The following is a 25,261-nucleotide window of genomic DNA, read 5'->3' as shown; positions in this document are numbered from 1 at the left end:
GTTCACACATTTCTATAGATTAAGATTCCTTGCTTAAGCTGCCTTTTTTGGTTTTTGTTTGGGCATAAGCTTTCAGTAGGATCACTCCGATTATCCCAGTTACGATGGCATTGGTCAATCCCGCAATAATTCCTTGTGTAAATACTTTATTGGCGGCTTCCGCATAGATCAGAATATCACCTACGGGAGCGATGATCACCCAGACGATCAGATTCGCAATCGTTTCTCCTATCAAAAATGTTTTGATTTCTTTTGCGCCAAAAACGCCATTTTCAATTGGGATCCAACGTGTCAATAAACCGAAGAATACCCCCAATATGCCAGATGCAATGATCCATGACCACCAAGCGCCATAGGTCGTTAAATCACCTAATGCGTGACCAATAAAACCTGCCAGTCCGGCGACGATTGGGCCATATACGACCCCTAGCAATGCTAAAAATGGATAGGCGGTAGCTATATCTGTATTGGGGAAACCTGTTGGAATGGTGACGAAGCGTTTAAGTATAAAGAATACAGCAGCACCAATCCCGATCGCAACGATATGTTTGACTGTAAATGTTGATTTTTTCATCTCTCATTTCTCCTTTTTGATTGTGATTTTCCATTCTGTACCAGTACCTATGTTAAATGTTTCCGCAAATGAAGCTAAGTTCAAGCCAAGTCCGACATGTAATAATGAATTGATATAAAGGACAGGTGCCAAAGGGTCGACTTGTGCAAACGAACGTCCAAATACGACAGTTTCTTGATAACGGACTGCTTGTTCATATTCGATGGTCACTAACAGCGTTTGACCGTATGCGATTTGCCATTCTTTGAAAAATGACGAGGGAATGTTGGTCCATAAAGAACCAAAGCGAATATCCAGAATATCGATCGTTCCACTAATTGTTGTTGCATCTTGCGTGGGTCTTTCAAGAAAAAAGCGGGTCACAGTTTTAGGATCAGCTGGCTGACCGATTGTTTCGAAGGTCTGTTGACCGCTTGCAAGACGTGCGCCGTTATACACATAGACATCGCGACCGTGAAATGTATGACTTTCAGATGAGCCTGCTAACCGCTCTGTGTCTTCATCTATCACCCGTAGAGCCTCGATCCCGATATAATCTGCGGCATAAGTCAAGGTGCCATTATCCGGTGTAATAATCAATTGCCCCGTCTTCAATTTGGCCACCACACTTCGGCGATTTGAGCCCACGCCCGGATCGACCACCGAAACGAAAACAGTCCCTGCAGGCCAATAGGCTGCACTTTGTAACAAGCGGTAACTCGCGTCGTGAATATGATAAGGGGCAATTTCATGGGTCAAATCATTGATACTCAATTCCGGTTCAACTTTATAGGCCACGCCATACATCGCATTGACTGCACCATCTTGTAAACCAAAGTCTGTTTGTAACACTAATTTATGCATAGGGTTCCTCCTTTCGCCGTCAACATAAAACAAATCTATACCCGCGATGCCACTTTCTGAAATTTCGAGTAAAAAAAAATACCCTTAGCTTTCACTAAGGGCATTGGACTGCGGTACCACCTTACATTGTAGAATGACGTCATTCTACCTCTATCAGTACCCGACACAGCGTTCGGAGACTGGTGCTTGTTAACGGGGCTGCCGTATTTTCCTCATTTAAGTCAGAAAATCCGCTCCAAAGTCATGTTCAAATCATTCATTGTCGTTCCTTCTCAGCTGCCGGAACTCTCTGCAAGACAATTACCTTGATTTTACTTTCTTTTTCATCGCGTTTACATTTTGTTTCATTAAAATTACCAAAGACACTCTCATTTGTCAATCATTATTTTATCCCAATTTCATCTGCGATTTTTGCTTGCATTTCCCCAGCAAAAGAGGTATCGTTTTGTTAGGCGGAAGTGGCGGAATGGCAGACGCGCACGCTTCAGGCGCGTGTGAGATTATCTCGTGTGGGTTCAACTCCCATCTTCCGCATTTTACCCACCAAATGATTTGGTGGGCTTTTTTTGTGCCCTTTTCTATTATTCGGACAAAAGGGGCTGTATGTTGTACTTACTCACTAACAGACGCTGTTCGGAAAAAGAAGTATGCGCCATAGGCGGGATATTGGATGTCTTTGATTTTTGATTTGATCAAGTAATTCGACGCGCTTTGATACAAAGGTACTTGAGCGGCATCTTGATCCAATAGGATTTCTTCAGCTGCTTGATAATCTTCAAAGACTTTATCCGGGTCATTGGCGTCAACGGTGCGGGCATTTTCAGTCAATGTTGTATATTCTTCACTATCGTATCCGCCATAATTGTATGAAGAGCCATTCTTATACAGATTAAAGTAGGAATCTAAATCACTGCTGCCGGCGATCCAACCAGAAACAGACAATTCATAATCCCCATCAGAACGGGATTGATTCAAATTGGTTCTAGGTTGTTTATTGATGGTGATCGTCAGACCAGGCAGATTTTCTTGCAATTGACTTTGTAAGTATTCACCAATTTTTTGCCCATTGTCATCATCTGTAACCAATAGTTTCAGTTCTAGCTGATCCCCAATCTCTGCTTGGGCTTTCTCCCATTCTTCTTGGGCAGCTGTTTGATCAAATTGGTTGTACTCGCCGCTATAGGCGCGGAAATCTTCGTTGGTATTCGGATTGGCATACAAACCGCTTGGGATCAATCCATTCAATGGTTTTGCGCCGTCATTCAGCACATCATTTGCTAAACTATCTTTATCGATAGCTAAGGAAATAGCCTTGCGCACATGCACGTTGGCCAATGCATCATTGGCTTTTTTGTTGAAATCAAGGAAATAATTGGCGATATCATTGTGGGTCACCAATTGATCGTTGCCTTGATATTGCTGCACATATAAGCCGCTGACCTTTTGGATATCTAATTCATCACTTTCAAACAATTGGATACCTGTATTTTCTTCTTTGATCGTTGATCCGTTGATTTCATCTAATTTGACGACATCTTGATCATAGTATTGGTCATTTTTGACCATCGTCCATTCAGCCCCGGTCTGTTGCCAATCGGTTAGTGCAAAAGGACCAGAGTAAAGCAAGTCTTCACTGGTTTTCGCATAATCATCGCCTTCTTCTTCCACGAAGGCCTCATTTTGTGGTGCTAGCCAACCAATCGATACGACAGACAAGAATGACGCTTGTGGTTGGTCGAGTTGGACGACAAAGGTTTGGTCATCCGGTGTGTCTAAACCAATCGTATCGATGGAAGCATTGCCTTCGCGGATGTCTTTGCTGTTCACTACGTTGTCTAATAAGTACGCATTAGGTCCCATTGTGGCTGGGTCAACTAACTTTTTCCATGCATAGGCAAAATCTGCGGAAGTGATTGCTTCGCCATTGCTCCATTTGGCATCATCGCGAATCGTAAATGTATAGGTTTTGCCATCTTCGCTGATGTCTACCCCTTCAGCCAAGCCGGGTACTGGCTGACTGTCTTCATCAAAGCGATACAAGCCTTCGAACAAATGCTGAATCACTGTAAACGTCACTTTATCCGTTGTTTGGGTCGTGTCTAATGTAGTCAGCTCTGCTGGCAAACTGACAGAAATCGTTTGTGCCACCTCTGACTGATCACCCGCTGCGGTGGTATTCTCTGTCGACCCCGTCGTTGAACACCCTGCTAATGTGATTGCCAGTATACCTGTTGAAACCAATAGTCCTTTTTTCCACTTCATCTTTCTTTTTCCTCCTCTGATCGTACCCTTTTTCGGGCAAGTGCTTCTCATGAATGACCAACGCTTGATTCTCTTATAAAACAAAAAAAATCCCCATCCCTTTGCTCATCAAAACTGACAAACAAAGGGACGAGAATTTCGTGTTACCACCCTTCTTCGTGTTATATTCTATAACACCTCAACGGTACGTATGCATACCCGGCAAGATAACGGCTGCTTTCCGTTTGATCGGCGTGAACCAGTCAAATCACTCAGAGTTCATCTTCACTTCTTTGCCCGCTCCCCTTTCTCACCATCCGGGGTCTCTTAAAGCAAGCGCCAAAGTTACTCTTCTCTTCAACGTGTAAGATCTTCAATTTCTTGTTCATTTCATGATTGATTAAAAGTATACTATTGCCGTTTCGTGAAGTCAATGCGATTTAAGAAAATTCTGATAGTTTCTCTTCTCGATCATCTTTCTTGCCTATTTGTTGTCGATTGCATAGGATAAAGGAAAGAGCTTATGACAACGGGAGGTTTCTTTGATGAAATTAGCTGAAGCATTATTATTGCGTCGGGATTTAGAAAATCGGTTACAGTTGTTGCGTTCGGAAATCACAGGCAGCGTCTTGGTTCAAGAAGGAGATGCATTAGATCGCAGTGTGACTGATTTATTGTCAGACTATCAACAAACAAGTGAACAGTTAGATGAAGTCGCGCGCCAAATCAATCATACCAATGCCCACAACACAATGATCGATAGCAATATGGTCATTGTTGATGCCCTCTCTCAACGAGAACGTTTGCGGCAAAGCCATGCATTGTATACACAAATTCTTGAAGCAGCCAAAGCTGGACCGCGAATGGGACGCAATGAGATTCGCTATATCAGAACCATTGACACCCAGGACATCACGAAACGATTGAACCAGACTGCACAACAATTACGTGAGATCGATGGCCGCATCCAGCAAACCAATTGGCTGACTGAATGCACACCATAAAGCGCTTGGGTGGGATGTCAAAGGCGAGCACACAGCAGGTACAGGCTTATATGTACACCATGGACGTCTGGCAGGGACGAGGAATCAGCAATCACTGCTTAACCATCACAAACGTATCCATTATCTATTCTTCTTTCATGACCACGTGCTGATTTGACGGTTGGGAATCCTCTTTGTTTTTCTTCGGAAAAGCGAAGGGGTGTTTTTTTATAAAAAAAACCGCTAGATGTCACCTGAAAGTAGGCATCTTAGCGGTTTGAATATCATTTTCAGGCTCTTTGACCGTAAAAGGCTTGACCTTTTTCACTATGCGCAAAGATGTCGACCAATCCTTGTAATTTCTCCGCAGTTTCGTTGGCACCAAACAGCGGACTACCTGGCTCAAGCATGATCCCTTTCGCTAAAAAACCTATCAACAGCGGTTCAAAGCCAAAATCCTCCACGATTTGTGCCACTTTGCCAACAGCAGACGGCTGATCCCCTGCGATGGCAATCGCCTTGACGCTGCCAGCTGCACCAGCAGAAGATACAGCTTGAATGTCATGGTAGCCCATATGGTTGAAGGCTTTGACCACTTGACTGTCAGAGAAGTATTGTTGCACTCTTTCTGAAGAAGTTGCCTCAATCGTTGAAAAGAGCGTATCTTTGCCATCGACTTCCCACCAGTAGTTCATCGCATCGATCACGATCTTTCCTTTAAATGCAGCCGGATCCAATTGCCGATACTTGCTCAACGGTATCGCTAAAATAATCGTGTCTGACTGTGCGATCACTTCTGCAGCAGATAGCGGGTGTGCCCCAGGTGCCAGAATCGATACTGGCAAAGAAAGTGCCTCAGCTGACTTGCGGCTGGCAATCAAGACCTCGTATCCGGCCCGCGCGCCAATATTGGCTAATGCCAATCCTAATTTGCCAGCGCCCAAAATACCAATCGATTGTTTAGCCATGTTGTCCACCGGCTTGCAGCAACTCTTTGACGCGGGGAATCACTTTCGTACCATACAATTCGATCGTGCGGAAACGGTCTTTTTGCAATTGGCCCCCAGTTCCGTAGACCAGATCAAACCGTTCAACCCCCACTTGCGGCATCATCCGCGCAATCTTTTGGGCAACCGTTTCCGGACTGCCAACATAATAAGACCCATGTTCCACTTCAAAATCAAATCGTTCTTTGCTCATAGCTGGCCAACCACGGTCTAAGCCGATTTTATCCATACTCTTCTTGATATAATGCCAACCAATTTCATAGGCTTCCTCATCCGTGTCTGCAATCACGCCATGGGAATGCATCCCTACTGGTAAAATCGGTTGTCCCAATTGTTGTGCTGCTTTTTTGTACAACTCTACATACGGTGCAAAACGAGCGGGTTCACCGCCAATGATCGCCAGCATCACTGGAAAGCCATAACGGACAGCACGAATGATCGATTCAGGTGTCCCACCGACACCGACATAGGTATCCAATTGATGGCCGTCAATTTTTGGATACACTTCAGCCTTCTCTAAAGATTGCGTGAACTTTCCTTCCCACGTCAATGGTTGCCCTTTTCTCAATTCACTGAACATCGCAGTTTTTTCTTCAAATAACGCTTCATAATCCTGCAAGTCATAACCGAATAAAGGAAAAGACTCTGTGAAGGAACCGCGTCCCAGCATGATTTGTGCCCGTCCATTAGACAAAGCATCGACAGTTGCAAAACGTTCATAGACTCTGACTGGATCATCAGAACTTAAGACCGTTACCCCCGTACCCAATTTGATTCGTTTCGTGACCATGGCTAAAGCCGCCAAAACTGTGTCTGGGCTTGATATAGAGTACTCTTCTCGGTGGTGTTCGCCCAAGGCAATGATATCTACTCCTGATGCATCTGCCAATTGACCCTCTGCCACGATATTGCGTAACGATTCACTATAACTCAATCTTTCCCCTGATTGATCATCAAAAGCCAAATCACCAAAGGTATCCAAGCCAAATTCTACTGCATTGCTATTGATCGTCATTCCTATTTCCTCATTTCTCGTATCTTTTCTATTCTTACTATAACAACATATGATTTTAGGTGCGAACAATATGCTTACTTTTTGTAAGAGTTAAACAAGAAGACTTTCCCTATAACAGCGGAAAGTCTTCTTCTCATCCTTCAATCAGGATTCCTTTATTCGCAAGATTCAACAGACACGCTTGCAAGTACGCATCATCATGCTCTGGATAAATTGGCAAAGTGCGGGGGACAGGTTGCACATCGATCTCGGGAGACAGATTTTTGCCTCGATAACTGGGATCATGCCACTCAGGTGCAGGTCGGTATCCTCGTTTTTCCATTTCTGCCATAATCAATTCATGATATTGATACAGCTTATAGGGCGAATGGGTAAATACATAATCTACCGTCGCATGTTTTTTGCCCCAGCCGCCACCGCGCAAAGCAGCGGCTTCACGATGCTGGCCTAATAATTGTTGCCGAGGCAAAGAGCCAATCAATGCTTCATGCCATAAACGCATAGGTCAATCTCCTTTTTTCTCTTTATTATCAGGCGATCTTATTGATTATCGATGACGATTTTTCCAACTGCATGATGGGTTTCACTGAGGGCATGGGCATCATAAATACCTTGTACAGTGAGAGGGAATGTTGCGCCAATCACACTTTTGACCTTCCCGTTCTCAATCAAAGCTGCTAATTCTTTCAATTGTTCCCCGTTGGTTCTCAGCCAAATGGCTTTTGCCGTTATATTCTTTTCTTTGCCAGCGGCTTCATCTTCCACACTCAATATGGTCACCAAACGCCCATTGGGTTTCAACACGGTATAGCTTTTGCGCTGTACATCGCCACCCATGGTATCGAAGACCAAATCAATGTCAGACAACGTTGTTTCGAAATCAGTTGTATGATAATCGATGACTTCATCTGCACCTAACGTACGCAGCAATTCATGGTTGCGGGGGCTTGCAGTAGTGATCACATATGCACCGGCAGCTTTTGCTAATTGGATCGCATAAGTGCCTACGCCGCCTGCCCCTGCATGGATCAAGACCTTTTGCCCAGCTTTCAAGTCCCCATGGTCAAACAATGCTTGATACGCAGTCAATCCAGCCAATGGTACTGCAGCAGCTTCTGCAAAGGTTTGATTTGATGGCTTTAAAGCAGCCAATGTCGCATCAACGATTGCGTAGTCCGCATAGGTGCCAAAAGGGGTTGTTTCAGGTCGCGCATAAATGGCATCTCCAATGTTGAAATCGGAAACCTCTGCCCCTACTTCCACGACTTCACCAGCGATATCCCAGCCCAAAATAATCGGAAATTGCCAAGGAAACATTTGTTTCAAATAGCCTTCACGTAATTTCCAGTCGATAGGATTAATGGAGGTTGCTGCAGTTTTGACTAGGATTTGATCTGGTTCTAATGCTGGCAACTCCACCTTTGCTTCTGCTAATTCTTCTTTTCCGCCATAGGCATTGATGACGATTGCACGTGTATTCATTTATTGATCCACTCCTTATTCATTTGCATATCATAAAACAAAAGATTGTTTGAGATGTTGCTTTGTCCTTTTAGCTTAGGCATAAAGAGAGATTTTGACAAATCATTTGATCTCCAATGAGAAAAAACTCGTCTGCTTTTAACAGAGTATGCGCTATTTTATTCGTTCGATTTTCACATTGAATTTTTTGTTGCCTTTTCAAGCTAAATCAGCTAATCTACTCAAGAATAAAAAAACAAATGGAAAGAAGGAATTAATGCATTGAAAAGGTTGTTGGTATTTTTTGGCGGAATCGTTGGGGTCTTGTCCTTATTGTTTATCGGGACAACGGTCTTGTCGAAGGAATCAGGCGCGACATCGTCTAGTGATCCCAATACGCTGATCATCTATAATTGGGGTGAATATGTTGATCCCGATTTGATCAAAAAATTTGAAACTGAGAGTGGTTACTCGGTTATCTATAATACATTTGATTCAAATGAAGCAATGGAAACAAAAGTCAAACAAGGGGGCACCCGATATGACTTGATCTTCCCTAGTGAATCGATCATTCCGAAAATGATCGAAGAAGGATTGCTATTGCCTCTTGATCATACGCAATTGACTGGGACAGAAGATTTGTCCTCATTTTTGATGAACCAATCCTTTGATTCGGAAAATACCTATTCGATTCCTTATTTCTGGGGCACGATCGGGATCATGGTCAACACGGATGAGATCGATTCGTCTTTGATCACCGGATGGTCTGATCTTTGGCAGCCGGCTTTCAAAAACGATATTTTGATGGTAGATGGCGCGAGAGAAACACTAGGTATTGCCTTGCAGGTGTTGGGGGATTCCCAAAATGAAAAAGATCCTGACAAAATTGCGGCGGCTGTTGAAAAACTGAACGCACTTCGACCAAATGTGAAGGCCGTCTTGACAGATGAAATCAAGACCTTGATGATCAACAATGACGCACCTATTGGGATTGGTTACTCTGGGGACGCAGCCTATGTCATGGCAGAGAACCCAGCGATTCGTTATATCGTTCCGGATGATGGGGGCGCGATTTGGACGGATAACTTTGCGATCCCTAAAACAGTTGGCAACAAAGCCGGTGCTTATGCCTTCATCAATTTCATGCTGCGTCCGGAAAATGCGGCCCAAAATGCGGCTTATGTCGGCTATGCGACACCTAGTGAAGCAGCGAAAGACAGTCTGCCAAGTGAATTGACGCAAGACAAAGCCTTTTATCCAGAGCCAAGTGCGATGGAACTGATGGAACACTACGAATATTTGGGAAAAGACACGGTTGAAGCATACAATGACTTTTTCTTAGAATGGAAGTTGGGATTATAAATGGCCATATTGTTGCAGTCAAATCATATCTTTGATACCGAATCGAAAACAACGTTTGCCGGCTTTTTACTGATTGAAGGCAATCGAATCGTTGATCGGGGCACCATCGATCAAATCCCACAGAATCTGCCTGTTGATACCCAGCACATCCATGTCCAAAATCAAATGATCATTCCAGGACTGATCGATGCCCATGTGCATTTCTATCTATCCGCACTCCTTCATCAAGGTGCCTTGACCCATGTCACAGGGCTGACGGAGGAAGCCATTGCCGCGCAAGTCCCAGCGATTCCGATCAAACATGGGTGGAAAATCGGGATTGGCTGGTTCAGCAGTGACTTTGGTCAGCAAGTCTATCCCACCAAAGCCAGTATCGATCGTTACTGCAAGGATGTACCGGTGATGCTGATTGCTGGCGATGCCCATAGCATCTGGCTCAACAGCAGTGCAATCAAAGCGCTAGGCATCACACCTGAAACATTGCCCGTAGGTATTAGCGGTGAAGCATTAATGGAAAACAATCGATTGACTGGCTGTTTCCTAGAAGCGATCGCCATTCATTATCTGGCAGAAGTCTTACATGTCTTCCAGCCTGAAAGCCCGGCAGCATTTCTTGACTATATGAAACAACTCAATCAATATGGGATCACGACGATTGGGGATGTCGCACTAACGGGAGAAAGCTGGGATGATCTCGTTTATCCAGCTTTGTACAATAAAACAGCTGCTTCAGCAACAGTGCGGGCGGTCTTTTACCCTGCCATGCGTGAAGATACGGCACTATTGCAAGAATACTACCAGAATTATCGCTCTGAAAAGGTGCAAATGGGTGGTGTCAAACAATTTTTTGACGGCGTGACCAGTACCCATACGGCTTTTTTGAAAGAGAGTTATGAAACACCCTATTTCCCAGGAGATGTTGGTATGCCTCTCATCGATGTTGCACAGATGCGTCGACTCATTTTGTCCGCCAATCAACGCGATTGGCCGATGCGCATCCACACGATTGGGGACAAAGCGATCCAGCAAGCCCTGCTATTTTACCAAGAGAGTGCATCCTGCCAGCCGCTTTCTAGCGGCAAATACAATACTTTGGAACATTTAGAAGTGATGGATGCAACGGATCTGCCCCTCGTTGCGCAACAGCAATTGGTCCTTTCTGTGCAACCTAGTCATCTTTTGGTAGGCTGGGAAACGTTGGAAGAAGAAGTTGGTGAAATACGGGCCCAGCAAATGTTCCCATTCCGCTCTTTCTTACAGCAAGGTGCAACATTGGCTTTTGGTACGGATACGCCAGTAGTCATCGACGTGACCCCGCTGGATTCGATTTATTTTGCCGTTTCTCGCAGCGAGAAGAGCGGTCAACCAGCTGGCGGTCTGATGCCGACAGAAAAAATGGCTGTAGCAGAAGCCCTTTACGCCCATACTGCTGGCGCGGCCAAAGCCCTGAGCCGTCAAGATATTGGTGGTCTTGAGGTGGGTCAATTGGCAGATATTTGTATTTTGTCTGAGAATATATTGCCATTGTCACCGGAGGAATTGCTGAAGGTGAAAGTGGCAGCAACCATTTTTGATGGTCAGTTTGTGTATCAAGCTGAGTGATATGATTCCCATAAATAAGACACACAAAAAGGAGCCCGAAAGCGCTCCTTTTTGTGTGTCTATTACTACCTGATTTATACTTGTGATAGCCCATTTTCTCTAATCACTTGCTGATACCAAGCGAAACTATCTTTTTTCTTACGAGCCAAAGTACCGGTCCCGTCGTCATATTTATCCACAAAGATAATGCCGTAGCGTTTTTTCATTTCGCCTGTTGAAGCACTTACGATATCAACTGCACTCCAAATCGTATAACCAATCAATGCCACACCATCTGCAATGGCTTTATCCATTTCAGCAATATGCTTTTGCAAATAATCGATGCGGTATTGATCATGAATCTGACCGTCTGCCGCAACTTCTTCTGAGACACCGATCCCATTTTCCACGATCATCAGTGGTAATTGATAGCGATCGTAGATATCGTTCAAGGCAATCCGCAGACCTACAGGATCGATCATGGCATTCCATTCGGTTTGTTCTAAATACGGATTGTTGACACCAGAACCACCGATCATGCTATGGCCATTTTTGGTGACTTGGTCATCAGCAGAGACACATAGCGTCAAATAGTAGCTAAAGGTATAGTAATCAACAGTGCCTTTGGCAAGAATCTCTTGGTCTTCTGGACCAAATTCGATTTCAAACCCGTTATCCGCAAAATACTTGTTGGCATAGTAAGGATATTTGCCGGTGACTTGTACATCGCCGCAAAATTTAGAATGCATATTTTCTTCTTGTTTTGCCAATAAAACATCATTTGGATGGCAGGTATAAGGATAGCGAGGCATATATGAAATCATACAGCCAATTTCTAAATCTGGGTAGTGGCTATGCGCATAGGCAACTACTTGCGCACTGGCTACAAACTGATGGTGCAAGGCTTGATAACGCACCTGCATATTGTCTGGTTGATCAATGAATGATGCTTCCCCTACTTGTAACCCTAGTGAAAGAAAATTACCGATCGACAAGGTCGCCGTATTGATTTCATTGAACGTGATCCAATACTTCACTTTGCTATGATAACGTTCAAATAAGACGGTTGCATAGCGGGTATAATCATCGATCACTTGGCGGCTGGCCCAGCCATTATAGGTTTCACTTAGGTGGGCTGGCACGTCGAAATGAGCAATCGTAACAATAGGATCGATCTCATACTTGCGACAAGCATCAAAGACACGGTCATAAAAAGCCAAACCTGCTTCATTTGGGGTTTCATCATTGCCATTTGGAAAAATACGGGTCCAGTTGATCGACATCCGAAAGGCTTTGAACCCTGCTTCAGCAAACAACGCGATATCTTCTTCATAATGATGATAAAAATCTGTCGCTTCGTGACTCGGGTATAAACGGTCTTCTTCAATCGTTGGGGTGATCTGACGAGAAGTCGTATGACTCCCGCCGCTGATCAAATCTGCACAGGCAAGACCTTTGCCTCCTTCATTATAGCCGCCTTCATATTGATTGGCAGCTGAAGCGCCGCCCCATAAAAATCCTTTAGGAAAACTCATCTTGATTTTGTCCATCCTTTCTTCTACTTAGAATACTGCCAGTAATTGTTCGCCAGCTTGCACCTCTTGGTGTGCAGCCAAAGCCACGACATCTAAAAAGTTCATGGTATTTGTGACTGTGATCATGACAGTATCTTCATAACCGGCAGCCGCAATTTTAGCTGAATCGAAATGCAGCAATGCTTGACCAGCGGAGAACGTGTCTCCGTCATTGACTTGACGTGTAAAGCCGTCTCCTTGCATGTTGACTGTATCGATACCAATATGGATCAACAATTCGATCCCAGAATCACTAGTGATCCCGATCGCATGGTTTCCTGGGAAGACTGCTGACACTTTACCAGAAAACGGGGCAGCAATGGTATCATCTTGTGGCTTCACTGCAGCGCCTTTGCCTAAAGCAAGCGAAGCAAATGCTTGATCGTTGGTTTCAGCTAAAGTAATCACCATTCCTTGCAAAGGAGCCAAAACGATTTTTTCAACTACAGTTTGTTCCTCTGTTGTTTCTGTTGCTGCGGGTGCTTCAACATCTGCTGTTTCTGTCACTGTCGCCACATTATTGTTGGGAAAGTCGCTGTCTTTGACAACAAACCATGTATAAGCAAAGGCAATGGCAAACGTAATGAGTGAACCAATCGTTGCATGCAGCACATTGCTATAAGAAGGCAGTGCCACGAAAGAAGCGATCACTACTGGGGTATTGATTTTCATCAGACCAAAATAAAGTCCGCCCACTGCACCACCTAAGATCATTCCTACAATAGGTTTCTTCAAACGCAAAGTCACACCATACAAAGCAGGTTCGGAAACCCCCATCAAGGCCGTGATCGCGGACGAAAAGCTGACTTGTTTAAATTCTGCGTCGTTGGCTTTGATCCCAGCAGCTAAACAAATCGCTGCTTCAGCAGCCAATCCCAGCAACATCCCAGGAACGATCAAATCATCGTAGCCGTAAGTTGCCAATGAGGTCAAAAGAATCGGTGTCAAGGTCGTATGCATGCCTGTCATCACCAATAGTTGCGCAAAAGCACCCATGAACAATACAGCCAAAGGACCAAAGTTGTTGGTTAAGTAGTTTAGAAATTGCGATACATAGTTCCCAATCGTTACCCCCAAAGGTCCAATCAGCAACAACGCAAATGGCGTGATCACAATGATCGCGATCAAAGGACGCAAGATAAATTTGACACTATTTGGTAAAATCCGATCCGCAAAGCGATAGACGTAAGACATCAACCAAACTGTCAACAAAACAGGTAAAACAGACGCATTATAGCTGACATTCGGTACTGTGAGACCGAACAAAGTGATACCGCCTTCTTGACTCAACAAGGTCGTCAAACCTGGCATCACAAAGATCCCACCAACATAACTTCCTAAGAAAGGATCGATTTTCAACCGTTTGGCAACAGAATTTCCTAAATAAATCGGAATAAAAAAGAACGCTGCTTGCGAGACTTGATACAAAACAAGATATGTATCATCTGTGGCTGCCAAAATACCGGAAAGTTCTAATAATGATAAAACGACTTGGAGCATTCCGCCAGCCGCGATAATTGCGATCATCGGTGTGAAACAGCCGGCAATAAAGTCCAATAGACGTGAAATCACTGAATTGTCATTTGATGATTCTTCTGCCCCATTTTCTGTCACTGGCAGTTGGGCATAAACACTTGAAACATCCGGTCCAATGATCACTTGGTATTGTCCATTGCCTTGAACAAGTCCTGTTACGCCTTTCAATTGTTTGATGCCTTCACTGTCGGCTTTTTTATCATCCGCTAAAGTGAAGCGCAAACGGGTCGCGCAGTGTGTGACATGCTGAATATTTTTGTCACCGCCGACTTTTTCATATATATCATTGGCTAATTGTTTATAATCCATGATTTTTCTCCTTCTCTCCTTGCTCCGTCAATTTCTGGATATGGAGGGATAAATAAATTTCCTCATTTTCTGAAATGGTAATATCATACGTATTTTTGATATAGATTTTGATTTTCGATACACAATGAAACGCTTGGGGATACATCTTTTCGATTTGCTGGTATAAAGAAGACTCTTCATATCCAGGCATCGTATGATTGATCACGTTTTGGGCAAAATAATGCAGGTGCGTGACAAAACGCGAATAGTGAAAACTGTTCTCGTCAAAATTTTGCTTGTACTCATATTTGACGATCGTTAAGACATCTTCGATAAACTTAGCGATTTTATTGGTGACTGTCATGTCTTTCTTTTTTGATTGCACATTGACGAAATGCAAGGCAATCGATATCGCTTCTTCTGTGGGCACTTCGATCGCCAATTCTTGTTCCAATAATTGCACGGCATAAACACCGATGGCATACTCGTCAGGATAAAATCGCCGCACATCCCATTGCAATGGACTATGAAACGTCATTTGCTGCTTGATACGATGGACGGTAAAATCGATATGATCCAACAAAGTCAAATAAATATAATCACTAATGGCCAATTGATAATTTTGTTTGGCATACGCCACGATCTTAGCCACGATGGCCACATATCGGGGATCGCACTTTCCTAATTGATAGCTGAAATGTTCCAGCATCGCATGGGTATCCAGCACGAATATTTTTTCAAAATCTTGTTCTTCTACATCATCTCCTACCTTTTTATTGAAGCTGATGCCTGTCGAAAAGCCGATGATCTCATTGCTGCCTTTTTTGAGCAAGACAACATTGTTGTTTAAAAATTTTTTTATTTTCATGGTTTCCTCCAAATTGTACGCACTAAAAAACCCCATACTCCACCCTTGGTGAAATATGAGGTTTGCCTGCTTATCCAGTAACACGCCTCTTGGTCACAGCACTTCTGTAACCGTTATCTAATTTACCTCGCTATCATAGCACTTCAAAAAAAACTTGTCAATCGGAATTTCAACAGATATACAGACTTTATTGAACAGCAGTCTCTTTGATCCGTTGCAGCACTTGATCCATCAGCTGATCTAGTTCGGTGAAGCGTTTGATTGGCTTGCCTTTGACAAGTTGTCCTTCTTTCACCACAGCTTGCAGATTGGTCAATGCCCGCAAATCCTCATGCGGATTTTTTTCCAACAAAATGAAGTTGGCTTTTTATCCGCTGCGATCGTTCCCACTTCATGATCTATCCCTAAAATGGCAGCATTCCCTGTCGTGGCACGCTGAATCATTTCTTTAGGCGCAAGTCCGGCAGCTGCAGCCGTGATCGCTAATTCCCGCCAAAAATCATAATGAGGGACAAAGGTCATCGATGCATCATTACCAACACCCCATGTGATGTGATGGGCAATTGCTTGCTGCAGGCCCTCCAGCATTCCCTCATAAACTAGGCGCCCATTTTCTACGGTCACAGGATTCAAACCGAGTGTTTCCTTATCTAATACGGCAAAAGGTGCTGCTGCCTGAAAGGTGGGCATCAAAGCAGAATATCCCCGCAAAGCCTGTGGATTATTCTTGAAGAGGGCAATGATTTCATCATCCATTGGGGCACCATGTTCTATCGTATCCACGCCAGCCTTCAGCGCAATCCGGACCCCTTCCGTGCTTTGCACATGCGCTGCCACCATCATTTTATTCTTATGGGCTTCGTCGCAAATAGCAGCAATTTCTGGTTCCGTCAGCTGCAGTGCCCCTGCTTCTCCTATACGTCTAGCATCAGTGACACCGCCAGTCACACAGATTTTGATCCAATCGACCCCTTGCCGGACATTCTTGCGGACATTCTTGCGCCCTTCCCACGGGGAATCTGTTTCTAAGGCCAGATAAGGCGCCCCATGTCCACCAGTCGTGCTTAAAAAGAATCCCGACGTCAATAAATCTGGCCAACTATTTGCTTCTTCTGTAAACCTATCTCGTAACCGAACATCCTGATAGAAAAATTCTCCCACACTCCGAATAGTCGTCACACCCGATTGCAATTCGATCAACGCATGTTTTTTCATGATTTTTCGCAGAATTGCCAATCCCAAACTTGTGTTGAGCAAGCGATAAGCGCTATTGATTAAGGGAATTGGATATTTTTTTGTACTTGGTGCGCCACTAGCAAATAAATGGGCATGGGCATTGATCAATCCCGGTATAACATATGCTTGTCTAGCATCCTTGATGGTATAGCCAGACAAATCACCGCTGTTTTCCGACAATACATCGATGATTCGCCCTTTCTCGTTCACTAGAATCGTACTTATGAGCCATTCATCTAGTTTTTCGTGAAATAATCGACAGTTGATCCATGCTGTTTTGGCCAAAAAATCGCTCCTTTTGATAAAAATTGTCATTGTGTTGATAGTAGCAAAAAAAAGCAAAGCAACCAAGGGAACATTCTTGATTTAGCTAGTCGAGGATTGATTTCTTTCAATATCGATGCCAATCATTGGTATTCGGAACTGTTTAAAACAATACGTACTATCGGTCTTTCAGCAGTTCATTTCTTATGCGTCATAAATCTCAGCTGAACATCTTTCATTTTGGCACGCCGCCTATTTGTTTGATCAATCCACTTCATCTTGATAAGCACACTTTATTTTACGCGTTATCAGTCAACATCGTGCTATGAAAGCCTTGGATTCCTTCTCACAGCAAATGATTTTTGATCATATACGAAAAAAATAACGCTTTATTTAATATAATAACAAAAAAAACTTGAATGTAAGCGTTAAATTTGTTATTATCACATCAGATAAGGAGGTGCTTACTAAATGTATGCAATCAAAATCTTCCATGGTTATCTCACCCCCCAAGGCAAACGAACCCGCGATAAATCAATTGCTTTAACCTACAAACGCAAAGAAGAAGCCGAACGTTTTGCTGATAAAATTGGCGGGAGAGTGAAAAAAATTGGATAACCAATCAGACTAAAAAAAGGGAGCCAACCGAAAAAGTTGACTGCCTTTTTTGTTTTTTATTTATACATGTCCACCAATGTAAATAACGTTCAAATAATATAAAGTGCAAGCAAATCATTGGTAAGAATACATACATAGTCGCTATACTTAAATGAACACTTCCCCGTATCTATGAGAGATAAGGAGTGATTGTTGATGTGCGGAAGATATTTATTTGATCCCACAACTGGTGCATTATCCAAGTATTATCAAGAAGCGGCTGCTAAGGCCAGAAAAAAACAGCAAACGATTGCAGTGAATGACGTTTTCCCGTCCAATCATGTGGTAACATTAGGTGCCAACCGCCAACAAGAAATCGTTGCTGGCGTGACAAAATGGGGCCTTACGGGCTTCAAGAAAGGACATTTGATGATCAACGCTCGCGCTGAAACCGTCGAAGCAAAAAAAACCTTTCAGGCAGCCTTTCAGCAGTACCGCTGTGTATTTCCAATGTCCGGTTTCTACGAATGGAACCACGAGAAAGAAAAATTTTATTTTTCAACTGAGGATCCCTTATATGCTGCCGGCTTTTACCGTATTTTTGAGAGCGAAGGAAAAGTGGAAACGGAATCGATCATTTTAACGACAGAACCAAATCATACAGTGGCACCGATCCATGATCGCATGCCATTATTGATTGCTGGACAGGACATTCCTAGTTGGATCACTGATCTTTCATTTGCGCGCCATATCTTGCAAGCAAAGATGCCGTCACTGCATGCAATAAAAGTCTAACCTGTCTGCTAAGAACACCATAAAAAGAACGGTTTGCCGATGGTTTTCTACCGGCAAACCGTTCTTTTTATTCGTTCATCTACTGTGACATCGGATCACCAAACTTTAAATGTCTGACCCGTCATAATCCCAAAAACTGATTTTTCGTATGCAGCAAAAACCGGGGCATCGCCTACCGGAATAAATCCTCTAAAGGAAGGGGCGTAGGCATCCCATGAACCTACCAATGCATTTGGACTGACTGCATTGATCCGTATGCCCCTGCCAATCTCAACTGCCGCTGAAGCAACGAAAGACTCAATCGCACCATTGACCAAGGCCGATGACGTACCTTCTGGAATAAAAGCCTCTTTGATGATACCTGATGTCAACGTAATACTCCCACCATCCGTTACATATGGATGACCAATCAAGGCAAGATTCACTTGACCTTGTAATTTTGATGCAATCGACTGTTGGATATCTGCCGGTGCTAGGTCAGTAAACGGTTTAAACACCGTGCTACCGGCTGCCGATACGATTGCATCGACTTGGCCAACCGCAGCAAAAAGTGCTTTCACACTCGACACTTCGTCGATCGCTACTTGAAAATCGCCCGAATGTCTACTGGCAGTAACCAATTCAACTTCTGACATGCGGCTAAATCCTTCAAATAAGATTTTCCCTAACGTTCCTGTATGTCCAATCAACAATACTTTCATCTAAATCCCTCATTTCTCTTGATCACTCATGGTTTTCTTCTTTGACCACAGTCCATGAGCAGGTGTTGCTTTTGATTGTATAAGAAGTCTTGCTCTTTCTCAAAGAATTCGCTTGTTTCATCACTTGACGCAATAAAGCGCAGGGATACGGCACCCGTGATTGAAATCACCTATCACGAAAAGAATTGACATTTCAGATTTTCTGCTCTAAGATACTAGTAATTTCATAAAGATGCGGTGATAAGAAGAGTACGATTGAATGACTTCATAGAGAGTTCGTGGCTGGTGGAAGCGAATAGGAAAAACAATCAGAAGATGGTCTTTGAGCATTTGCGGACGAATAATCTGCAACGGAGAGAGCCCGATAGCGCAATCCAGTTTGTTCTAACGAACTGACCAAGTGTTTTTGCGTGAGCAAAATCAAATGTAAGGTGGTACCACGAGATAATCGTCCTTTCAAAGTTGATACTTTGAAGGGATTTTTTTTGTTTTCGCTTCCCTTTTACTTATGAATTGCCCTTACTACACGCATACACACGCACACTTATCACCCCATCATTTCAAAACAGAAAGCAGGAAAATATATGGTAAAAATCGTAGATTCAGTGACAGAACTTATTGGAGATACCCCGATCGTTAAATTAAAAAAACTAGTACCTGAAGGCGCTGCGGATGTCTATGTCAAATTAGAATTTTTCAATCCAGCTGGTTCTGTGAAAGACCGCATTGCCTTAGCCATGATCGAAGCGGCCGAAAAAAATGGCCAACTGCAACCCGGAGGCACCATCGTTGAACCTACTTCTGGCAATACCGGTGTTGGCCTAGCTTTTGCGGGTGCTGCCAAGGGATACAAGGTAGTCATTGTATTACCTGAATCATTTTCGATCGAACGCCGAAAACTGATTCAAGCGTATGGTGCAACGTTGGTCTTGACGCCTGCAGGCGAAGGGATGAAAGGGGCCATCAAAAAAGCAACCGAATTGGCCGAAGAAAATGGTTGGTTCTTGCCGCTTCAATTCAATAATCAGGCCAATCCTACGGTCCATTATGATACAACAGGACCAGAAATCGTCGAAGCTTTTGGTCAATCAGGGCTGGATGCTTTTGTTTCTGGTGTTGGCACAGGCGGCACCATCACAGGCGCGGGTCACTACTTAAAAGAACAATACCCAGACCTAAAAATCATTGCCGTTGAAGCTGCAGAATCCCCTGTATTATCAGGCGGTCAACACACCCCCCACAAAATCCAAGGCATTTCGGCAGGATTCGTTCCTGACGTTTTGGATACGGAGGCGTATCAACAAATCATACAAGTGACCAGTGAAGAAGCGATTGCGACCGCGCGGGATGCCGGTACCAAAGAAGGTCTTTTGGTGGGTATTTCTGCTGGTGCTGCGATCAAAGCGGCGATCGATACAGCCAAAGCTTTAGGTGCTGGCAAAAAGGTATTGGCCATCATCCCTGATAACGGCGAACGCTATTTATCCACCCCTTTATATAACTTTGACGAAGCCTGAAAAAATGATTGGAGGTTGAGACCGTGAATATTCAGCAAATGCGCGTTGTTCAGTCCATTGCCGATCATGGCAGTTTCAGAGAAGCCGCCAAACGGCTTTATCTTTCTCAACCTAGTCTTTCTCAGAGCATCAAAGAATTGGAGCTAGAATTGGGTGTTCAATTGTTTGAGCGAACCAATCAAGGGGCACGGTTGACAGCTGAAGGATCCGAATTTTTGGACTATGCCCAGCCTATTCTTAGCCAAGTGGAACTGCTTGAAACTAGGTTCTCGCATAAGGAAGCCCACAATCAGGCGTTTTCTGTTGCTAGTCAACATTATGATTTTACAGCTGTTATCGTCAGCGAACTATTGGCTGAATTCCCAGAGTGCCGCCAATTTCGCTTGTTTGAAACCACCACTTTGAAGGTAATCACTGACGTCGAACAACACCGCAGCGAGTTTGGTATTTTGTACCTCAATGATGAAAACCGTGCTGGGATGATTCGCTTGCTGCAAGGGGCCCAACTGACTTTCGAGCACATCGGCACTTTCCGTCCCCATGTATTTGTCCGATTGGGCCATCCGTTAGCCAAAAGGCAGACCGTCACTTTAGCTGATCTGCAAGGATTTTCTCAAGCCCGCTTTTTGCAAGAGGATAGCCGCTTCTCCTTCTTTTCTGAAGACTTAGTTGATTTCGCGCAAAGTGAGCAAGTCGTCCATGTCAGCGACCGCGGTACGATCATCGGACTGTTGCAACAAACGGATCTTTATGGAACTGGATCAGGGATCGTTAAAGATCCCGAAAAACAAGGGCTGCTGTTCTTGCCTCTTGTCGATGAAGCCGAAGGTGAGATCATCCTCATCAAAAAGCGAGACCGTCATATTTCGCCAATTGGCGAAGCGTTTTTGCTGAAATTACGCCAGCATATCGCTACCTTCAGTGCTTAAATGATGTGTATAAGCGAAGGCTTCCTTTCCCTACTCCCCATAGCTGATAAGGCAACCCTTCGCATTATATTGAAAAAACTTGCGTGTCCATTGATAGCGGACACGCAAGTTTTTTGTCGCTTATAATTGTTCAGCCTGCATTTGATACATTTGCTGATAAATGCCTGTCATTTGGACAAGGCTGCTATGGGTACCCCGTTCCACGATTTTCCCTTGATCGAGAACCAAAATCTGATTGGCTTCTTTGATCGTAGACAAGCGGTGGGCAATCATAAAGGTGGTACGCCCCTTTTGCAAGACGGTCATTGCTTTTTGAATGATCGACTCCGTTTCGGTATCCACATGACTCGTTGCTTCATCTAAAATCAAAATTTTCGGATCAAATACCAGTGCCCGCGCAAAACTGATCAGCTGACGCTCCCCGCTGGAAAACGCATTGCCTTTTTCCACAACTGGATGATGAATGCCTTCAGGATAGCGGTCCAATAGATAGTCAGCACCTACTTGTTTCAACGCATCAATGATCATCTCTTCACTGATTGCAGGGTTATTCATCCCAATATTGCTGGCGATCGTTCCAGTAAACAAGTATGGATCTTGCATGACAATGGCCATTGATTGGCGTAAGCTATGACGGTCATGATCTGCGATCACTTGCCCATCGACATAAATACGGCCTTGTTGCGGATCATAAAAACGGAAGAGCAGATTCAAGATACTCGATTTTCCGCTTCCGGTATGGCCAACAAGTGCTACTGTTTCACCCGCTTGGGCATGGAAATTGATATCATGCAAAATCACTTGATTTGGATCGTAGCCAAAGGTGACACCTTCAAAGGCAACGGTGCCTTCCTTGATGGTCATGGGCGCTGTTTGCTGTGCTTCCACAGGTTGATCCGCAAATTCAAAGACCCGCTGTCCAGCTGCTAAAGACTGCTGCACATTGGTGATTGTCTGGACAAGCCCTTCAATTGGATCGTAAAGGCGGTTGATATAATCAATAAAGGCATACAGCAAGCCCGCAGAAATAGCCAAACGATCATCCAGAAAGAAAGAGGCCAAGGTCGTGATCAAAATCAGGATCGTTGAATTCCGTAATAGATTCCCCAACCCCCATGCGATACTTGAATCAAGCAACAGATACTTGCGTCCCGTTTGAAACCACTTATCGACTGTTTCATCAAACTCTTTTTGCAATTGTTTTTCTCGTTGAAAAGCTTGAATGATTGCCATTCCCTGAACAAATTCATTCAGTTGCCCACTGATTTGTGAGATATATTCTCGCATCGCCAAATTATATCGAGAGGCGTATTTTGTATAGAAATGCTGCCAAATCCCTAAAATCGGAATCAAGACCAGCATCGCTGTACCTAATGTGGGGTTAAGGAGTGTCAACGCAATAAATGCCCCCACGATCTGCATGATATTGCTCAGCAAATTGCTGATCACCACAACATAAAAATTTGAACGCAGCACTTCTGTATCGTTGGTGATCCTGGCCACGACTTTTCCTGCCGGGATCTGGTCAAAATAAGACACAGGCAATTGATGCATATGCTGGAAAAGCTGATCCCGCATCTTTTTGACGATGCTATTAGACATTTTTCTTAGTTGCAGCAAACTGACATACCGGAACAATGAACCAATCAAGTTGACCAGCAAGTACCCGGCAAGCAACTGGATCAAAAGCATGGTTTTTAAGGTCGCTGTTTCTGAAGCGGGTGTCATCACCTGATCAATCAATTGCTTGGCGATCATAGGTGAGGTTAATTCTAATGCGGCGGCCAGCAGCAATAAGCTGGCACCAACCATAAATTGTTTTTTATAATAGCGCAAATAGGAAAGCAGGCGCTTAATCGTTGAGAACATCTGTATCGTCCTCCTTTAACTGTTGATGGTAATACTGATTTTGATACCAGCCTGGTGTCTGGATCAATGACTGATGGGTACCTCTTTGACTGATTTCCCCATCATCTAACACGATGATTTGATCTGCTTCTGTAATCGCCGATAACCGATGGGTCACGATGATCGATGTTGGTGCATGCTGCATGCTTTTCAAGTTTGTAATGATCGCTTGCTCTGTCTTGGCATCGACCGCTGATAAAGCATCATCCAACAACAAGACTTCACTCTGCCGTAAAAATGCACGCGCTAAAGACAAGCGTTGTTTTTGACCGCCAGATAAAGAAACCCCTTTTTCTCCGACGATCGTTTCTAATCCTTCCGGCATACGTTTGATATCCTCTGTGAAACAAGCCGCATCTAGTGCCGCCCAGAGTGCATCCTCACTGGCATCCGGTTGACCAAACAGCAGATTCTCTTTAATTGTGCGCGAGAACAATGTATGTTCCTGCGGCACTTCTGCAAACTGACTGCGCAACGTCTCAGTCGTATACTGTGTCAACGCTTTACCATTGATCTGGGGCATTTGAGCGGAGTAAGGATAGCGATGTCCAAACTGGCGCAGTAATGAGGTTTTGCCGCTTCCTGTTTTGCCCACGACCCCCAAGACTTCTCCTTTTTGAATCGTGAGATCCAAGCCTGCCAACACTTCCCGCTCGGTTTCTGGATACTTGAAATGATAATCATTCAATGAGATCGTTTCGATAGCAGCTAAGCCAGTTGACCCATCTGGTTCAAGCTGATCGTCAGTCTGCAAAACCTCATTGATCCGGCGCCAAGATGCTGCGCCTTGCTGCATCACATTAACCAAGTCGCCTGCTGAGATCATTGGCCAAACGACCATCGTCAGATAGACCTGGAATGAAACCATTGCCCCGATCGTGATTTGCTGATTGGCCACCAATTGTGCCCCAATCCCAAAGCTTAAGACAAAACTGATGGATAAAATAATCGTGATCAACGGACCAAACCGTGAATCGATCTCAGAGACGATATCGTTTTTGGCCCGGGTCTCTGTTGTCTTATCTTCAAACTGCTTCGTTGTTTCTTCTTCTAATCCGTAAGCCCGAACCACACGAATGCCATCAATCATTTCCAAGACTTCGCTATTCATTTCGGACACGGAATTCTGTGCTTCCGTAAACGCTTTGTCCACTTGCGATCCCCACTTGAAAATGTAGTACGCCAATAGCGGCATTGGAATCAATGCAATCAATGTCAGCTGCCAAGAAACCGTCACTGCCATCATTGCAACGATGAAACTCAAATACAAACTCGTATTCAAGAAGACCATCAATCCGTAACCCACAGTCATTCCCATCACTTGCACATCATCACTGGAACGAGTCATCAAATCCCCCGTTCGGAATCGTTGATAAAACGGCGCCCCCATCTTTAAGAAATGCCCCATCAATTGTTGGCGCAACTTCCGCTGTAAGTCATAAGAACCAATGAACAAGTTGAAGGTCCAGACAAATTCTGCTAGATACCCTAGCAAAATCGCACCAGCAAACAAACTGCTGTAGCGAATCAACACAGCTTGCGAAAAATCATCTTGCAAAAGCGCATCGATGAATAGCCGCAAGATATAAATCGGCGCCACATACATAGCACTGGCAATGATCATGAACCCAAAGACCACTGCATAACGCACTTTGTGTTCTTTAAAATACGTTGTCAATTGTTTTAATACATACTTCATGTTTTATCCCTCTCAATCTAAAAAAGTACACAAAAAAGCTCTGTCCCTTCGGAAAAAGGACAGAGCTAAAACGTCAAAAAGACATTATCTGTACACTAATGGTTACCGAGTAAGGGATTTACTTTATTCAATTTGTTGGCTTGTGTGTAATGAACATTTTGCATCGTAATCCCTCCTTCGTTTTTATTTGATAATTACACTTTACAGATAAGTTTCTCAGATTGCAACCATTTTCATTAATTTTTTTTTTAAAAGATTGACTTTTTGAATTTTGCATATTCG

The 25,261-nt window shown here is 43.9% G+C and carries 23 protein-coding genes, 1 tRNA gene and 2 other annotated features; of the genes, 8 read left to right on the top strand and 16 right to left on the bottom strand.

The genetic code is table 11. From position 1 onward, the window contains the following. Window positions 1-19: 19 nt before the first annotated feature. Window positions 20-574, bottom strand: coding sequence for an ECF-type riboflavin transporter substrate-binding protein (locus AEQ18_RS09080; RefSeq protein WP_054116023.1), 555 nt, complete (start codon window positions 572-574; stop codon window positions 20-22). Window positions 575-577: 3 nt separating this feature from the next. Next, window positions 578-1,417, bottom strand: a complete 840-nt coding sequence (locus AEQ18_RS09075) for an SAM hydrolase/SAM-dependent halogenase family protein (RefSeq protein ID WP_054116022.1) — start codon at window positions 1,415-1,417, stop codon at window positions 578-580. A gap of 93 nt (window positions 1,418-1,510) precedes the next feature. Next, window positions 1,511-1,753 (bottom strand) — a binding site (T-box leader). A 116-nt stretch (window positions 1,754-1,869) separates the two neighbouring features. On the opposite strand from AEQ18_RS09075, the gene AEQ18_RS09070 reads away from it, so the two are divergent. Continuing rightward, window positions 1,870-1,951 (top strand) — tRNA-Leu (locus tag AEQ18_RS09070). A 78-nt stretch (window positions 1,952-2,029) separates the two neighbouring features. On the opposite strand, the gene AEQ18_RS09065 is transcribed toward AEQ18_RS09070, so the two are convergent. After that, window positions 2,030-3,679: a peptide ABC transporter substrate-binding protein gene (locus AEQ18_RS09065; RefSeq protein WP_054116021.1), complete on the bottom strand. Its 1,650-nt coding sequence runs from the start codon at window positions 3,677-3,679 to the stop codon at window positions 2,030-2,032. A 524-nt stretch (window positions 3,680-4,203) separates the two neighbouring features. On the opposite strand from AEQ18_RS09065, the gene AEQ18_RS09060 reads away from it, so the two are divergent. After that, complete coding sequence (locus AEQ18_RS09060; RefSeq protein WP_054116020.1) at window positions 4,204-4,662, top strand: DIP1984 family protein; 459 nt, start codon at window positions 4,204-4,206, stop codon at window positions 4,660-4,662. Window positions 4,663-4,931: 269 nt separating this feature from the next. Here AEQ18_RS09060 and AEQ18_RS09055 read toward each other — a convergent pair whose 3' ends face one another. From AEQ18_RS09055 to AEQ18_RS09040, 4 genes are all read right to left on the bottom strand, one after another. Then, entirely contained in the window at window positions 4,932-5,609 is a 678-nt protein-coding gene (locus AEQ18_RS09055) for an NADPH-dependent F420 reductase (protein ID WP_054116019.1), read from the bottom strand. Continuing rightward, window positions 5,602-6,663 carry an LLM class flavin-dependent oxidoreductase gene (locus tag AEQ18_RS09050; protein WP_054116018.1) on the bottom strand — a complete coding sequence of 354 codons (1,062 nt, stop codon included), beginning with the start codon at window positions 6,661-6,663 and terminating at the stop codon, window positions 5,602-5,604. The genes AEQ18_RS09055 and AEQ18_RS09050 overlap by 8 nt, the downstream gene beginning before the upstream one ends. 133 nt (window positions 6,664-6,796) lie before the next feature. Further along, window positions 6,797-7,165 carry a TIGR02328 family protein gene (locus tag AEQ18_RS09045; RefSeq protein ID WP_054116017.1) on the bottom strand — a complete coding sequence of 123 codons (369 nt, stop codon included), beginning with the start codon at window positions 7,163-7,165 and terminating at the stop codon, window positions 6,797-6,799. 38 nt (window positions 7,166-7,203) lie between these two features. Further along, a complete protein-coding gene (locus tag AEQ18_RS09040) occupies window positions 7,204-8,145 on the bottom strand; it encodes an NADP-dependent oxidoreductase (RefSeq protein WP_054116016.1) in 942 nt (313 codons plus the stop codon). A 261-nt stretch (window positions 8,146-8,406) separates the two neighbouring features. On the opposite strand from AEQ18_RS09040, the gene AEQ18_RS09035 reads away from it, so the two are divergent. Beyond that, a complete protein-coding gene (locus tag AEQ18_RS09035) occupies window positions 8,407-9,486 on the top strand; it encodes an ABC transporter substrate-binding protein (protein WP_054116015.1) in 1,080 nt (359 codons plus the stop codon). Continuing rightward, a complete protein-coding gene (locus tag AEQ18_RS09030; protein WP_054116014.1) occupies window positions 9,487-11,088 on the top strand; it encodes an amidohydrolase in 1,602 nt (533 codons plus the stop codon). It begins immediately after the preceding gene. A gap of 74 nt (window positions 11,089-11,162) precedes the next feature. Here the strand turns inward: AEQ18_RS09030 and AEQ18_RS09025 are convergent, their stop codons facing one another. From AEQ18_RS09025 to AEQ18_RS09010, 5 genes are all read right to left on the bottom strand, one after another. After that, window positions 11,163-12,602 carry a glycoside hydrolase family 1 protein gene (locus AEQ18_RS09025; RefSeq protein WP_054116189.1) on the bottom strand — a complete coding sequence of 480 codons (1,440 nt, stop codon included), beginning with the start codon at window positions 12,600-12,602 and terminating at the stop codon, window positions 11,163-11,165. 27 nt (window positions 12,603-12,629) lie between these two features. After that, window positions 12,630-14,486: a beta-glucoside-specific PTS transporter subunit IIABC gene (locus AEQ18_RS09020; RefSeq protein ID WP_054116013.1), complete on the bottom strand. Its 1,857-nt coding sequence runs from the start codon at window positions 14,484-14,486 to the stop codon at window positions 12,630-12,632. Then, window positions 14,476-15,333: a PRD domain-containing protein gene (locus AEQ18_RS09015; protein WP_200908912.1), complete on the bottom strand. Its 858-nt coding sequence runs from the start codon at window positions 15,331-15,333 to the stop codon at window positions 14,476-14,478. Before AEQ18_RS09015 ends, AEQ18_RS09020 begins: the two co-directional genes overlap by 11 nt. Before the next feature lie 187 nt (window positions 15,334-15,520). After that, window positions 15,521-15,682, bottom strand: a complete 162-nt coding sequence (locus tag AEQ18_RS15820; RefSeq protein ID WP_200908911.1) for a hypothetical protein — start codon at window positions 15,680-15,682, stop codon at window positions 15,521-15,523. Beyond that, the gene (locus AEQ18_RS09010) at window positions 15,646-16,854 is read right to left on the bottom strand and encodes an amidohydrolase family protein (protein WP_200908910.1); all 1,209 of its coding nucleotides are present in this window, start codon (window positions 16,852-16,854) and stop codon (window positions 15,646-15,648) included. Before AEQ18_RS09010 ends, AEQ18_RS15820 begins: the two co-directional genes overlap by 37 nt. A 450-nt stretch (window positions 16,855-17,304) precedes the next feature. Between AEQ18_RS09010 and AEQ18_RS15755 the strand changes: the two genes are divergently transcribed. Continuing rightward, on the top strand, window positions 17,305-17,451 hold the full coding sequence (locus AEQ18_RS15755) for a hypothetical protein (protein ID WP_086273707.1): 147 nt from the start codon (window positions 17,305-17,307) through the stop codon (window positions 17,449-17,451). A gap of 195 nt (window positions 17,452-17,646) precedes the next feature. Continuing rightward, entirely contained in the window at window positions 17,647-18,225 is a 579-nt protein-coding gene (locus AEQ18_RS09005) for an SOS response-associated peptidase (protein ID WP_054116011.1), read from the top strand. A gap of 95 nt (window positions 18,226-18,320) precedes the next feature. Here the strand turns inward: AEQ18_RS09005 and AEQ18_RS09000 are convergent, their stop codons facing one another. Beyond that, window positions 18,321-18,926, bottom strand: coding sequence for a short chain dehydrogenase (locus AEQ18_RS09000; RefSeq protein WP_054116010.1), 606 nt, complete (start codon window positions 18,924-18,926; stop codon window positions 18,321-18,323). Window positions 18,927-18,952: 26 nt separating this feature from the next. Then, the gene (locus AEQ18_RS15930; protein ID WP_235505519.1) at window positions 18,953-19,096 is read right to left on the bottom strand and encodes a hypothetical protein; all 144 of its coding nucleotides are present in this window, start codon (window positions 19,094-19,096) and stop codon (window positions 18,953-18,955) included. Between the two features lie 58 nt (window positions 19,097-19,154). Continuing rightward, window positions 19,155-19,385 (top strand) — a binding site (T-box leader). A gap of 125 nt (window positions 19,386-19,510) precedes the next feature. Between AEQ18_RS15930 and cysK the strand changes: the two genes are divergently transcribed. Together cysK and AEQ18_RS08990 are read left to right on the top strand one after the other, a co-directional pair. Then, window positions 19,511-20,443, top strand: coding sequence for a cysteine synthase A (gene cysK / locus AEQ18_RS08995; protein WP_054116009.1), 933 nt, complete (start codon window positions 19,511-19,513; stop codon window positions 20,441-20,443). 23 nt (window positions 20,444-20,466) lie between these two features. After that, a complete protein-coding gene (locus tag AEQ18_RS08990; RefSeq protein ID WP_054116008.1) occupies window positions 20,467-21,372 on the top strand; it encodes a LysR family transcriptional regulator in 906 nt (301 codons plus the stop codon). A gap of 120 nt (window positions 21,373-21,492) precedes the next feature. Here AEQ18_RS08990 and AEQ18_RS08985 read toward each other — a convergent pair whose 3' ends face one another. Together AEQ18_RS08985 and AEQ18_RS08980 are read right to left on the bottom strand one after the other, a co-directional pair. Next, window positions 21,493-23,241 (bottom strand): ABC transporter ATP-binding protein, encoded by a 1,749-nt coding sequence (locus AEQ18_RS08985; RefSeq protein WP_054116007.1) that lies wholly within the window; start codon window positions 23,239-23,241, stop codon window positions 21,493-21,495. Further along, window positions 23,225-24,979: an ABC transporter ATP-binding protein gene (locus tag AEQ18_RS08980; protein ID WP_054116006.1), complete on the bottom strand. Its 1,755-nt coding sequence runs from the start codon at window positions 24,977-24,979 to the stop codon at window positions 23,225-23,227. Before AEQ18_RS08980 ends, AEQ18_RS08985 begins: the two co-directional genes overlap by 17 nt. Window positions 24,980-25,261: the final 282 nt, after the last annotated feature.

Origin of the sequence: Enterococcus sp. RIT-PI-f, from assembly GCF_001297065.1 — a bacterium.
In the GTDB taxonomy this organism is placed as follows: domain Bacteria; phylum Bacillota; class Bacilli; order Lactobacillales; family Enterococcaceae; genus Enterococcus_D.
The sequence above is the reverse complement of the archived record's forward strand: the minus strand, read 5'-3'. Positions and strand labels throughout refer to the sequence as shown.

Excerpts from the sequence above, each read along its gene's own strand:
- AEQ18_RS09080 (WP_054116023.1), bottom strand. The coding sequence starts at position 574 with ATGAAAAAATCAACATTTACAGTCAAACATATCGTTGCGATCGGGATT.
- AEQ18_RS09075 (WP_054116022.1), bottom strand. The coding sequence starts at position 1,417 with ATGCATAAATTAGTGTTACAAACAGACTTTGGTTTACAAGATGGTGCA.
- AEQ18_RS09065 (WP_054116021.1), bottom strand. The coding sequence starts at position 3,679 with ATGAAGTGGAAAAAAGGACTATTGGTTTCAACAGGTATACTGGCAATC.
- AEQ18_RS09060 (WP_054116020.1), top strand. The coding sequence starts at position 4,204 with ATGAAATTAGCTGAAGCATTATTATTGCGTCGGGATTTAGAAAATCGG.
- AEQ18_RS09055 (WP_054116019.1), bottom strand. The coding sequence starts at position 5,609 with ATGGCTAAACAATCGATTGGTATTTTGGGCGCTGGCAAATTAGGATTG.
- AEQ18_RS09050 (WP_054116018.1), bottom strand. The coding sequence starts at position 6,663 with ATGACGATCAATAGCAATGCAGTAGAATTTGGCTTGGATACCTTTGGT.
- AEQ18_RS09045 (WP_054116017.1), bottom strand. The coding sequence starts at position 7,165 with ATGCGTTTATGGCATGAAGCATTGATTGGCTCTTTGCCTCGGCAACAA.
- AEQ18_RS09040 (WP_054116016.1), bottom strand. The coding sequence starts at position 8,145 with ATGAATACACGTGCAATCGTCATCAATGCCTATGGCGGAAAAGAAGAA.
- AEQ18_RS09030 (WP_054116014.1), top strand. The coding sequence starts at position 9,487 with ATGGCCATATTGTTGCAGTCAAATCATATCTTTGATACCGAATCGAAA.
- AEQ18_RS09025 (WP_054116189.1), bottom strand. The coding sequence starts at position 12,602 with ATGAGTTTTCCTAAAGGATTTTTATGGGGCGGCGCTTCAGCTGCCAAT.
- AEQ18_RS09020 (WP_054116013.1), bottom strand. The coding sequence starts at position 14,486 with ATGGATTATAAACAATTAGCCAATGATATATATGAAAAAGTCGGCGGT.
- AEQ18_RS09015 (WP_200908912.1), bottom strand. The coding sequence starts at position 15,333 with ATGAAAATAAAAAAATTTTTAAACAACAATGTTGTCTTGCTCAAAAAA.
- AEQ18_RS15755 (WP_086273707.1), top strand. The coding sequence starts at position 17,305 with ATGTATGCAATCAAAATCTTCCATGGTTATCTCACCCCCCAAGGCAAA.
- AEQ18_RS09005 (WP_054116011.1), top strand. The coding sequence starts at position 17,647 with ATGTGCGGAAGATATTTATTTGATCCCACAACTGGTGCATTATCCAAG.
- AEQ18_RS09000 (WP_054116010.1), bottom strand. The coding sequence starts at position 18,926 with ATGAAAGTATTGTTGATTGGACATACAGGAACGTTAGGGAAAATCTTA.
- cysK (WP_054116009.1), top strand. The coding sequence starts at position 19,511 with ATGGTAAAAATCGTAGATTCAGTGACAGAACTTATTGGAGATACCCCG.
- AEQ18_RS08985 (WP_054116007.1), bottom strand. The coding sequence starts at position 23,241 with ATGTTCTCAACGATTAAGCGCCTGCTTTCCTATTTGCGCTATTATAAA.
- AEQ18_RS08980 (WP_054116006.1), bottom strand. The coding sequence starts at position 24,979 with ATGAAGTATGTATTAAAACAATTGACAACGTATTTTAAAGAACACAAA.